At 55.3% G+C, this 11,103-nt stretch carries 12 protein-coding genes, 3 pseudogenes and 1 riboswitch; of the genes and pseudogenes, 10 read left to right on the forward strand and 5 right to left on the reverse strand.

Features of this window, described 5'->3' with window-relative positions; translation table 11 throughout:
* Nucleotides 1–55 precede the first annotated feature (55 nt).
* The 4 genes from B0H98_RS07930 (at nucleotide 56) to B0H98_RS07945 (ending at nucleotide 3,181) form a co-directional block, all read left to right on the forward strand.
* Nucleotides 56–565: an outer membrane beta-barrel protein gene (locus tag B0H98_RS07930; protein WP_106374524.1), complete on the forward strand. Its 510-nt coding sequence runs from the start codon at nucleotides 56–58 to the stop codon at nucleotides 563–565.
* Nucleotides 566–784: 219 nt separating this feature from the next.
* Nucleotides 785–1,846 (forward strand): HlyD family secretion protein, encoded by a 1,062-nt coding sequence (locus B0H98_RS07935; RefSeq protein WP_106374525.1) that lies wholly within the window; start codon nucleotides 785–787, stop codon nucleotides 1,844–1,846.
* Nucleotides 1,836–2,897 (forward strand): DUF2955 domain-containing protein, encoded by a 1,062-nt coding sequence (locus B0H98_RS07940; protein WP_106374526.1) that lies wholly within the window; start codon nucleotides 1,836–1,838, stop codon nucleotides 2,895–2,897. The genes B0H98_RS07935 and B0H98_RS07940 overlap by 11 nt, the downstream gene beginning before the upstream one ends.
* A gap of 107 nt (nucleotides 2,898–3,004) precedes the next feature.
* On the forward strand, nucleotides 3,005–3,181 hold the full coding sequence (locus B0H98_RS07945) for a CsbD family protein (protein ID WP_106374527.1): 177 nt from the start codon (nucleotides 3,005–3,007) through the stop codon (nucleotides 3,179–3,181).
* 89 nt (nucleotides 3,182–3,270) lie between these two features.
* Here the strand turns inward: B0H98_RS07945 and thiC are convergent, their stop codons facing one another.
* Nucleotides 3,271–5,169 (reverse strand): phosphomethylpyrimidine synthase ThiC, encoded by a 1,899-nt coding sequence (thiC, locus tag B0H98_RS07950; RefSeq protein WP_106374528.1) that lies wholly within the window; start codon nucleotides 5,167–5,169, stop codon nucleotides 3,271–3,273.
* 38 nt (nucleotides 5,170–5,207) lie between these two features.
* Nucleotides 5,208–5,876 (reverse strand): thiaminase II, encoded by a 669-nt coding sequence (gene tenA, locus B0H98_RS07955; RefSeq protein WP_106374529.1) that lies wholly within the window; start codon nucleotides 5,874–5,876, stop codon nucleotides 5,208–5,210.
* Between the two features lie 84 nt (nucleotides 5,877–5,960).
* A riboswitch (TPP riboswitch) is annotated at nucleotides 5,961–6,111 on the reverse strand.
* A 130-nt stretch (nucleotides 6,112–6,241) separates the two neighbouring features.
* Between tenA and B0H98_RS07960 the strand changes: the two genes are divergently transcribed.
* Nucleotides 6,242–6,844, forward strand: coding sequence for a class I SAM-dependent methyltransferase (locus B0H98_RS07960; RefSeq protein WP_106374530.1), 603 nt, complete (start codon nucleotides 6,242–6,244; stop codon nucleotides 6,842–6,844).
* An 8-nt stretch (nucleotides 6,845–6,852) separates the two neighbouring features.
* Here B0H98_RS07960 and B0H98_RS17320 read toward each other — a convergent pair.
* Nucleotides 6,853–7,067 (reverse strand): annotated as a pseudogene (locus B0H98_RS17320) (site-specific integrase).
* 221 nt (nucleotides 7,068–7,288) lie between these two features.
* On the opposite strand from B0H98_RS17320, the gene B0H98_RS07970 reads away from it, so the two are divergent.
* The 4 genes from B0H98_RS07970 to B0H98_RS07985 all read left to right on the forward strand — a co-directional run bounded on the left by B0H98_RS07970 (nucleotide 7,289) and on the right by B0H98_RS07985 (nucleotide 10,298).
* Complete coding sequence (locus B0H98_RS07970; protein WP_106374531.1) at nucleotides 7,289–8,179, forward strand: hypothetical protein; 891 nt, start codon at nucleotides 7,289–7,291, stop codon at nucleotides 8,177–8,179.
* A gap of 94 nt (nucleotides 8,180–8,273) precedes the next feature.
* Nucleotides 8,274–8,894 (forward strand): hypothetical protein, encoded by a 621-nt coding sequence (locus B0H98_RS07975; protein ID WP_106374532.1) that lies wholly within the window; start codon nucleotides 8,274–8,276, stop codon nucleotides 8,892–8,894.
* Between the two features lie 73 nt (nucleotides 8,895–8,967).
* Nucleotides 8,968–9,783: a hypothetical protein gene (locus tag B0H98_RS07980; RefSeq protein WP_106374533.1), complete on the forward strand. Its 816-nt coding sequence runs from the start codon at nucleotides 8,968–8,970 to the stop codon at nucleotides 9,781–9,783.
* A 71-nt stretch (nucleotides 9,784–9,854) separates the two neighbouring features.
* Nucleotides 9,855–10,298 carry a GNAT family N-acetyltransferase gene (locus B0H98_RS07985; RefSeq protein ID WP_106374534.1) on the forward strand — a complete coding sequence of 148 codons (444 nt, stop codon included), beginning with the start codon at nucleotides 9,855–9,857 and terminating at the stop codon, nucleotides 10,296–10,298.
* Between the two features lie 138 nt (nucleotides 10,299–10,436).
* On the opposite strand, the pseudogene B0H98_RS07990 reads toward B0H98_RS07985, so the two are convergent.
* A pseudogene (locus B0H98_RS07990) lies at nucleotides 10,437–10,651 on the reverse strand (Txe/YoeB family addiction module toxin).
* A gap of 80 nt (nucleotides 10,652–10,731) precedes the next feature.
* Nucleotides 10,732–10,938 (reverse strand): annotated as a pseudogene (locus tag B0H98_RS17270) (type II toxin-antitoxin system Phd/YefM family antitoxin); the annotation flags it as partial.
* An 83-nt stretch (nucleotides 10,939–11,021) separates the two neighbouring features.
* On the opposite strand from B0H98_RS17270, the gene B0H98_RS17355 reads away from it, so the two are divergent.
* Nucleotides 11,022–11,103: transposase (locus B0H98_RS17355; RefSeq protein ID WP_217901937.1), on the forward strand; the 82-nt coding region annotated here is incomplete at its 3' end.

Genomic DNA, 11,103 nt, shown 5'->3' on the forward strand with positions numbered 1-11,103 from the left:
CGACCACAATAGATTTTTGTAAGGAAACACTGTTTTTTAACTGAGGTTCAATGCTATGAAGATGACTGTATCATCACTCTCCGCTGCGGCACTTCTGGTAGGCGCCAGCGTATTTGCGGCATCGGCACAGGCTCAGCAAGCATTTGGTTACCCGGAAGGTTATGTGGCGGGCGATGCCATGTTCTGGAGCCTGGACCCGGACCGCGGTTCATCGCGCGATGACGTAGGCCTGCGCCTGCGCGGCGGTGCGCAGTTCAACGACTACTTCGCCCTTGAAGGTCACCTGGGTACCGGTGGTTCTGACGGCGGCGCCGAGCTCGACTACCTGATTGGCGCCTACGCCAAGGGTATTGCACCGATCACTCCCACGGCGCGCGTGTACGGCCTGGTGGGCATGACCGAGGTGGATTTCGACCTCGACCGTGAAAGTGGCTTCTCCTACGGCGCTGGCGGCGAGATCGACGTGGCCAACAACCTGTCCATCAGCGCGGACTACATGCGCTACCTGGATAAATCAGCCTACGATTTCGACGCGGCGAGCGTTGGCTTGCGCTACCGCTTCTAACGGGTAACGCCAAGCGTTCATGGCAGCACAACCCCAGGGCATACGCCCTGGGGTTTTTTATGCCTGACGGTTGAGTCAATGCGGCTCAGAGGTCAATACGCTTCAGAGGGATTATTGTTAGCTTGCTAATTGTTTGTTAGACTAAAGTATTCAATTGCACCTGCGCCTGTAAAAGCGCCCGTGGCTTCAAGGCCACGCGAGATAACGAGTGAAATCCCCATGTCTCCTGATCAACGCTTTGCCCGCTGGGTAAAAGTGGCGCTGGCCGCTTTTGCTCTTTTGTTTGTCTACTTCCTGATTGCCGATAGCTTCATGCCCATGACGCCTGAAGCGCGAGTGATGCGCCCTGTAACGCGCATTGCCCCGGAGCTTAGTGCGCCGGTCAGCGAAGTAGTGGTTCGCGACCATCAACAGGTCGCCAAAGGCGATGTGCTGTTTCGCCTCGATGCCGAGCCCTTCGAAATTGCGCTGGAGCAGGCAAGGCTTGAGCGGGAGCAGGCGCAGCGCGAAAATACTCGCCTTGAAGCCGAGCTTGCCGCCGCCCGCGCCGTGCTGGCCTCTGCCCAGGCAACTGCCGAAGAGCGCGCCGGCGAGCGCCGCCGTGGCGAAGCGTTGATCGGCCGGCAGAGCATTTCCCGCCAGCAGTACGACCAGCAGGTAGCGGCGGAGCATACCGCCCAGGCAGAAGTGGCTTCCGCGCGCGCCAAGATCGAAAGCCTGGAAGTACAGCTGGGCGAAGAAGGCGACACCAATCTGCGCCTGCGCCAGGCGGATATCGCGCTGGACAAGGCCCGGCTCGACGTTGCCCGCACCGAGGTACGCGCGGTCGAAGCGGGGCAGGTCACCAATCTTCAACTGCAGCCCGGTGACTACGTGCAAGCTGGCCAGCCGGTGATTGCTCTGGTCAGCCAGCGCGTGGATATCATCGCTGACTTCCGCGAGAAGAGTCTGCGCCATGTGCAGCCAGGCGACGAGGCGGCAGTGGTCTTCGACGCCTGGCCCGGGCATATCTTTGAAGGGCGGGTAAGCGCTTTTGACGCCGGGGTACGCGAAGGCCAGCTGGCCGCCGATGGGCAGCTGGCGGATATTCCGACCTCTGACCGCTGGGTGCGCGATGCCCAGCGCCTGCGTATTCATATCGCGCTCGCTGAGCCGCTGTTGGCCGCGCCCCCCAGCGGCGCCCGCGCCACGGTGCAGCTGCTGCCCGGCGAGCACCTGCTGGCTCACCCGTTTGCCTGGCTGCAAACCCACCTGATCAGCTGGCTGCACTATGTCTATTAAGGCCAGGCCTGTGCCGGAGGCTCACGCCCATCCGGGGCTGAGTGAAAACGGCCTGCGCCAGTGCCTGCGCGTGGCCGGGGGTGGCACGCTGGGATTTGTCATCAGCCAGGTAATGGGCTGGAACTACGGCGTCTTCTTTACCGTGTTTCCGATGTTTCTGCTCGGCATGGTGCCAATCCTGAACGCCAGCATCGTTCGCCAGTTTCTTGCCAACGTCTCTTTCAACGCGCTGGAAGTCAGCCTGGTGGTGGGGCTCTTGAAGCATATGCCGGTGGTCATGACGCTGGTGGTGCTGTGCATGTTTCTGTTCCGCTTCAACCTGATGGCCAGGGGCCCGCTGTTTCTGTTCGGGGCCAACGGGGTGCTTACCCTCAGCATCCTGCTGCATTTTGCAAGCTACCCGGGGGTCGATCTAAGCGATCTTCTGGCTTCCAACTTCGTGGCAAGCGTACTGGCGGTGTTTATTGCCATGCTGATGCACACGCTGTTTCCCGACGTGGAACCCCGCGAGCCACCGCCCAGAGCCGCCAAGCCCCAGGCGCAGATACGTCACGAGACGCTGATCGGCGGCATCACCGCCACGCTCTCGTTCATCGTCTTTCAGGTATTCGATTTGCAGGGTTCGCTTTCCGCGCAGATGGCGACCATTCTGGTGCTGTTTGCCATGGGCTATGCCGGTGCTCGGGTGTCGGCGCGCAAACGCGCCATCGGCACGCTGTTGGGCTGCAATCTCGCGCTGGTCATGCAACTTTTACTGTATACCCAAAGCAATCATTTCCTGCTGGTCATCATGCTTTACTGGCTGGGGCTTTTGCTGTTTGGCCGCGAGCATATCAAGGAAGGCGGCGGCTCGGGCATCGGCTTTGGCGGGCTGACGACGCTGGGGATTCTGTTTGGTCAATCGCTCGGCCCCAGTCAGGATTTAGTCTACAGCGCGCTGTACCGCTTCTCTTCCATGAGCGTGGCGCTGGTGGCAACGCTTCTCGTGATGGCGTGCCTGCATGCGCTGCTCGATAGTTGGGCGCCAACAAAAATATCTGCAACAAATTGAGGAAACTTTTTCTAAAAGGGCTACTCTGATATTGCAGATGTGATGTGAAAGACATGAGTCACGTAACACGCAGCATGTTTCCTACTAACGGATTAGAGGTGTATGTCATGAGTGGAAAAGACGATAAAGCGAAAGGCGCAGCTAACAAGGCCGCTGGTAAAGTCAAAGAAGCCGCTGGTAAAGTAACCGGCAGCGAAAAGACCGAAGCCAAGGGCAAAGCCCAGCAGGTAAAAGGCGAAGGCCAGAAAGCTAAAGGCGATGTTAAAGAAAGCCTCAAGAAGTAAGCTTTCGACCGTAGCGTAACACGTCGACAACAGGGGCCTTCGGGCCCCTGTTTGTGTTTATGGTTTCGTGTTTTTAAACTTTCTGTTGTTTAAACTTCCTGATACAACTGGCTGCCGGTTTGGCGAAACTTCGCGGCCTGCTCTTCCATACCCCGCTTCACTGCATCTGCACTATTACTCGCCTGTTCAGCCGTGTGGCCTTTATAGGTATCGCGCACCTCCTGACTGATCTTCATCGAGCAGAACTTCGGCCCGCACATGGAGCAGAAGTGCGCCACCTTCGCGGAATCCTTGGGCAGGGTTTCGTCGTGATATTCCCGCGCCGTATCCGGGTCCAGCCCCAGGTTGAACTGGTCTTCCCAGCGGAATTCGAAGCGCGCTTTCGAGAGCGCGTTGTCGCGGCGCTGCGACGCCGGGTGCCCCTTGGCGAGATCCGCCGCGTGGGCGGCGATCTTGTAGGTGATGATGCCGGTCTTCACATCCTCCTTGTTGGGCAGTCCCAGGTGCTCCTTGGGAGTGACGTAGCAGAGCATCGCGCAGCCGAACCAGCCGATCATGGCAGCGCCTATACCGGAGGTAATATGGTCATAGCCCGGCGCGATGTCCGTGACCAGCGGCCCGAGGGTGTAGAAGGGCGCCTCATCGCAGTACTCGAGCTGCTTGTCCATGTTCTCCTTCACCAGGTGCATGGGCACGTGGCCCGGACCTTCGATCATCACCTGCACATCGTGCTTCCAGGCGATGTGGGTCAGCTCCCCCAGGGTTTTCAGCTCCGCCATCTGGGCGTCATCGTTGGCATCGGCAATCGAGCCCGGGCGCAGGCCGTCGCCCAGGGAAAACGCCACGTCGTACTGCTTGCAGATCTCGCAGATCTCCTCGAAGTGGGTATACAGGAAGCTCTCCTGATGGTGGTACAGGCACCACTTCGCCATGATGGAGCCGCCACGGCTGACGATGCCGGTAACCCGATTCGCAGTCAGCGGCACGTAGCGTAAAAGCACACCGGCGTGAATGGTGAAGTAGTCCACGCCCTGTTCCGCCTGCTCGATCAGCGTGTCGCGAAATACCTCCCAGGTGAGGTTTTCCGCCACGCCGTTGACCTTCTCCAGCGCCTGGTAGATCGGCACCGTGCCGATGGGCACCGGCGAGTTGCGCAGTATCCACTCGCGGGTCTCGTGAATGTTCTGCCCGGTGGAGAGATCCATGATGGTATCCGCGCCCCAGCGGATGCCCCAGGTCATCTTGTCCACTTCCTCTTCAATGGACGAGGTCACTGCCGAGTTGCCCAGGTTGCCGTTGATCTTCACCAGGAAGTTGCGCCCGATGATCATCGGCTCGCTTTCCGGATGGTTGATGTTGCAGGGAATGATCGCCCGGCCGCGGGCGACTTCGTCGCGCACGAACTCCGGGGTGATCTCCTCCGGGATGCTGGCGCCAAAGCTCTGGCCGCGGTGCTGGTGGCCCAGAATCCGCTCTACTTCAGCATCGCCCAGCGCCTGGCGGCGCTGGTTCTCGCGGATGGCGATGAACTCCATCTCCGGGGTGACAATACCCTGACGGGCGTAGTGAAGCTGGGTCACGTTCTTACCGGCTTTCGCCCTGCGCGGCGTGCGCTTCAAATCGAAACGCAGCTGAGCAAGCGTGGGGTCGTTGGCGCGGCGCTTGCCGTACTCCGAGGTCAGGCCATCTAAAAACTCGGTATCCCCGCGCTCCTCGATCCACGCCCGGCGCAGCTCAGAAAGCCCCTGGCGCAGATCGATCTGGGCGTTGGGGTCGGTGTAGGGGCCGGAGGTGTCGTAGACCAGCAGCGGCGGATTTTGCTTATCCGTACCGCTGGTGGTGGTCGGTGATAGGGTAATTTCGCGAAATGGTACGCGAATATCCGGGCGCGAGCCTTCGATGTACACCTTGTTCGAAGCGGGCAGCGGGGCGATAGCGGCGGCGTCTACCTGGGCGGTTTCGGCCAGAAAGTGCTGTGTGCGGCTCATGATGAGAGTCTCTCGTTATGGTTATCGTTAGGGTTGCGCTAGTCGGTCAGGTCCAGGCCCATCTGCCAGAAGTCGATCTCCAGGCGCGTGGCACCGCGAAATATCTTCGTAAGCTCTGCAAAGCGCGCCGGGGTGACATCGGCCAGGCGCGTATTCAGCCACTCAAGCTCCGCGCGCATCGCCGCCTGAAATTCCTCGCCTTCGTACATGGCAATCCAGGCGTCATACGCGTTATCGCCGCCGCGCACGGTAGTGTTCTGAGCGTTCAGCCAGTTGGCAATTTCGCCGTAGCCCACCAGGCAAGGGGCTAGCGCCACGTGCAAATCAAGCAGGTCACCGCGGCTTCCGGTATCCAGCACGTAGCGGGTGTAGGCCATGGTAGCGCGAGCTTCAGGCAGCGTTGCAAGCTCCGCTTCCGAAATGCCCCATTCGCGGCAAAAGCCGATATGCAGCCCAAGCTCCACATCCACGATCGCCTTCATACCCTCATGGGCCTGGCGCAGGTCGGCAAGGGTCGGGCTCTTGTAGGCCGCCAGCGCGTAGGCACGGGCAAAGTGAATCAGAAACAGATAATCCTGCTTCAGGTAGTGGCGAAAGGCGTCTTCAGGAAGGGTGGCGGTGCCCAATTGGCGCACGAAGTCGTGCTCGATATAAGCGCGCCAATCATCCTGGCAAGCGGTGGTAAGGTCGGTGAAGCAGTAGCCCATACATCCTCCGGGAGTAGAGATCCGAAGGGCAGGCGAGAAGATCGAGGGAGTGGCGCAAGGCAGGCGTGAAATGCACAGAGATAGCCCGCGCCATCGCTTGATCCCTACGCCGGTACCCGCGCTTTTCCAATAAGCGCATTAGCCGGATCAGGTTCAGCGGGACCAGCGCTTGGCAGCGAAAATGCTCGCCCTGCACCATCTCAGCCGGATATCACCGGCACCCCGTCAAGCAAGTAGTTTGGCGAGTCTAGGATGGGCTGAAAGGAGATGCAAGAGGGCATTTGAAGGCACTGCGTGTTAGTTTTAATTCGATGCTGTCCTCAGGGGGCGCCCCATAAGCGTAAAGCGATCCGGGAACACCGACATTGAAGAGCAACAACGAAAACGGCTGGGAAGCCTTCTACACGGCCAGTCAAACACGCCCCGCCTCGCCGCTGTTGCGGCTCGCCCTGGGTGAGCAATGCTTGCCCATGGGTAACGGCCACGCCGTCGATTTGGGCTGCGGCAGCGGTATCGAAACGGCCATGCTATCGGGTGCGGGCTGGAGCGTATTGGCAATCGACAAGGAGGCTCGGGCGATCGAACGCATCGAAGCACTAAAAGCCGAGCTGCCTGCTGCTGATCTAACGGTTTGGGCATCGAGTTTCGAGGAGCTGGAAAGCCTTCCGCCTTCGTCGCTTATCCATGCAGGGCTCAGCCTGCCGTTCTGTCATCCGGCTCACTTCTCGGTACTTTGGGGCATGGTTCGTTCAGCGCTTGCATCGGGGGGCGTATTCGCCGGCCATCTTTTTGGCGACAGGCATGATTGGACCACTCATTCAGGAATGATCTTTCATTCGAGACGAGAAGTGGAAGCTCTATGCGAAGGCTTGGATATCGAGCTGTTACGCGAAAGCGAAGGGGAGGGCGGGTTAGTGCCACATCACTGGCATCGGTTTGATCTGATCTTGAGAAAGCCGGAGGCTTGATGGAATGGCTAGTTCTGCGTGGTAACTGACACAAGCCGCTCAATTGCGAGATATTTCAAAAAATTGCGCACCTCATTACCCGACATACTGGCAGGATGCTGTAAAAACGAATGAAAAAGCGAATCCAGTAGCAATAGGTCTTCTCAGTGCGAAGGCTATAGCGTTTCACCCGCAGGGTAGCCCGGACCCTATCCATTAGCGTCATGACGGCATCCTTTTGCATGAATATTTTATATGTATTTATGTACAGTATTATTGAGAATGGCAAATCTTGCCAGCACGCGAATTTTGAATAATCAGCCAAAATTTGCTTTGCTAGTAATAGAATCAATAAGGTAGATTTGATCAGAGAGGCTAGATAACCTCAATGAACGCGCCGGCACGTTCATTAAGGTTATGCGGCCGACTATATAATCACTGTTAGGGCATGGGTATGACGAACCGATGATTGTATACCTTGATCAGAACAAGTGGATTGAGCTTGCACGTGCCATTAACGGTGTGGAGAACACGGATGAAGCCGAGCTGCTGAGGAGTAAAACTCCAGCAGTTCTTAAGTCTGGCTGCATTTTTCCACTGTCAGCCATTCACATCATCGAGTTTTCTAGAATAAAAAAAGACCAGCGTCGATCGCGTCTTGGAAAGGTCATGTGGGATTTTTCGCGAGGCATAACCACTTCCCCTACGCGCGATATTATTTGTTGGGAGCTAGAGCTGGCATTTTCTAGGGCGGGGTACCAGATTACTCCAGAACCATTTGAATATCTCGGTCGCGGCATTCCTCATGCCTTTGGTGAGGTGCTGGAAGGAACGATTGCTAAAATGTTCCCTGATGAGATCGATAGGGCAATGTTGTGTGGGCTTGCGGATATACCGCCGATTCAAGGAGGTACGAAGACGTACCGGGAAAATTTTGTAAACCACCTGAGTTCTCTCCACGAGCGAAAGCATGATTTGGACAGGTCAAAATGGCAAAACTGGCTTTATGCGATTTCCATGGTTGATATTCTAGACCCATTGCAAAAGGTAATGACTGAAAACCGCATACCAAATGGAGAGTTCGAGGCTTGGGGGACTGAACGACTTAGCGAGTTTTTGGAAAGCATGCCTACCCGTGCAGTAGATATTCATTTGCATCGCCAGGTTTTAAAGAACCCAACATACAAGCCAAAACTGAGTGACTTAGAAGACTGGGCAGGCCTCGGTTCCGCAGCCTGTTATGCTGATGTGGTGATCTGTGAAAAACACTTTGCCGATATGCTGCGGCGAGACGGATTCAAGACAAAAGCAAAAATAGAAACCAGCCTGTGTTCATTTTTTCAGGGGGTTGGTTAGCCCTAACAAGTTGCTGCACGCGGAAAAATTACTCGCTACGCTCCCAATTTTCCGGTGAGCAAAGCGTTAGACACGAGGGGCGGGGCGGCTAGACATGCAGAACAATAAGGTCGAATGGGGCAAGGAAATTGTCCAAGCGGGCAGCGATGCTGCAGGACTAGCCAAGGATGTTGGCATTCCCGGCGTCGGCCTGCTCGCAAGATTCGCCCAACACTTCTATGATAAGCATCTCCAGAAGCGCTTTGAGAAATTCGTCTCGGACGCGGAGGTTGACGAAGAGCTTATTTCCAAGGTTTTAGTCGACGAGACATATTCAAATTGCTTCTACGGCATCTTGGAGACAGTTCGTCAAACCCATTCAAAGGTCGGCCTTGTCGCGTTGGCGCTCATCTACAAAGATCACTGGGACGACGAGCTCTACCTCATCGCCGCCATGCAGGCATTTTCCCAAGTAAGCGACGCGACACTCAGTGCATTTGTCTTGTTGTATGAGGCGATCCCAGCGGATCAGAACTACTTGACCCTTAAAATACAAAAAGGCGAGGAAGGTCACTTCCATGACCTTTACAACGAGGCGGTAGAACTTATCCGCCGCAACTTTTTCGTTATGAGCACTGGGGCCGGAATGCACGCGAACGGGCCGGTGCAAGGTATGAAGTGGGAGCACACGGATTCGTACTACGGCTACTGCAAGTCTGCACTTACTCGTGTCTAACAATTTATTCAAGCCGACACCACTTCGCGGCGCGGCTTAATTCAAGCGTTAGGCAGATTAAGGAGATTATTGAGTGTCATCTAACCTAGATCGCTTTAAGGAAGACCTGACCAAACTTCTTCGTGATGCTGTCAAGATCGAGCAGTCATTTATGCACGAAGTATATGGGGAGGAGTACGAAGCCGCAGTGCTCAAGTCGTGCGAGGGCAACGAAAAGGCTGCCAAAGAGCACATGGATGCGTTGCCGAAGTTTAATGCCTCTTACCAGGCTTGGTATTCAGAAAGCCTTGCTTTGATGAAACAGCTCCTTCCGGATCGCGTAGCTGACTTTATCCGTTTGTACGAGAAGCCAAAAGGGCGAAAAGACATCAGCTTTGAAAACTACCGCATCGAGGATGCTCTGCAAGGTTTACGCATTACACGCTATGGGCATGAGATCGTGGCTGATTTTAAGTCCGCCTTGCCTCATCTCAAACAGCAAATCGCGATGGTACAAGCCCTCAAAGGGCGGTTCGAAAGTTCTCTCTATGATATTCGGCAGCTCGTTCAGGCTGACCTTCTGGATTCCGAGATTGATACGGCGCGCGAACTGTTAAAGCACAAATTCATGCGCGCGTCAGGTGCAGTTGCCGGGGTCGTTCTTGAAAAGCACCTGCTTGAGGTTAGCATCAACCACAATATAAAGGCTTCAAAGAAACACCCGACAATTGCAGATCTAAACGATGGCTTAAAGAACGCTGGAGTGATAGAAACCGCCCAATGGCCATTCCATCAGCATTTGGCGGACATTCGTAATCTGTGTGACCACAACAAACAAAAAGAACCGACCGCCGAACAGGTTGGTGACTTAATCGATGGTGTATCAAAGGTTACGAAGACGGTTTTCTAGTGGTTGCCTAACATGGCGGACTGGTTTTCCGCTGCGCTCCAAACCAGCCGCAAATGCAGGCGTTAGCTTCTATGATGATACGGAAATTTCAAGAAAGCGATTTTGAGAAAGTGAACGAAATTTACTCGCTGTCGAAGCTGGACGAACTTCGCTTTGAGCGAGAGGTATTCCAGTTATTGCCCCTGAAGGAGGACGAAAAACGACTTCGAGATCTCATGGAGTCCGAAATTTTTGTTTATGAGGACGATGGTATTCTTGGCTATGGTGCTATTTACCAAAATGAAATTAGATCTCTTTTTGTCCATCCGTTGTATCGTGGCCAAGGGGTTGGTAGCGCGTTGTTCGGTCATCTGATTGCTGAGGTTAGGACTCCTACTAAACTATACGTGGCGAAGAGCAACTTCCCAGCAAAATCCATGTACCATAAATACGGCTTTACGGTTACCGGGGAGTTTGAGGCGTCATATAACGGAAAATCAGTATTGGCAAACGAAATGGTGCGAATCAGTGAGTAAGGCTAACAAACGGCTGTTATCGCCCCTTCGGGGCTGGGACGGTCTTTCCGCCGCTGCGCGGCTACAAGTCCGCCCTAAAGCCGGGCGTTATACACAGCCCGAAACCAAATGAATAGAAGGTCGACTACTGACCATGAATCAATAATGATATCGAAGCTGCGCAATCAGCAGCGCATCGCCCGCCACCTTGTAAACGATCCGATGCTCATCGTTGATTCGCCGGGACCAGTAGCCCGCAAAGCCATGCTTGAGCGGTTCGGGTTTCCAACGCCCTCGAACGGCTGTCGCTTAACCTCCTTGATCAGCTTGTCGATGCGGCCTAGAGTTTTCTTGTCGGTTTTCTGCTAGTACAAGTAGTCTTCCCAAGCACTCCCGGTAAAAACGAGCTTCTCTCAAGTAGCTTCTTTTCCTGCCAGCTATCTTGTTCCAGCTCCGCCATGGCATCTGTCAAACGGCGCGCGTTATTGGGTGAGCGTAGTAGATAAGTGGTTTCCTGTAGCGCCTCATAATCTTCCAGTGAAAGCATGACCACCGAAGCCGCTTTGCTGCGCGTGATAATGACGGGGGAATGATCTTCGCAGACCCGTTCCATGATCTTGGCCAAGTGGCTTCGGGCGGCGGTATAGCTAATAGTATCCATAATGATCCTGTACGTACGACGTCACCCCCTGATTGAGTAGCGCTACACTTTAGAGTCCGATCCTATGCGTAAGGAGATTGGACATGAAGAAGCGTTTCAGCGAAGAACAGATCATCGGTTTTCTGGGCGAAGCCGAAGCAGGACTGCCCATCAAGGAGCTATGCC

The organism is Vreelandella songnenensis (genome assembly GCF_003002925.1).
GTDB lineage: Bacteria > Pseudomonadota > Gammaproteobacteria > Pseudomonadales > Halomonadaceae > Vreelandella > Vreelandella songnenensis.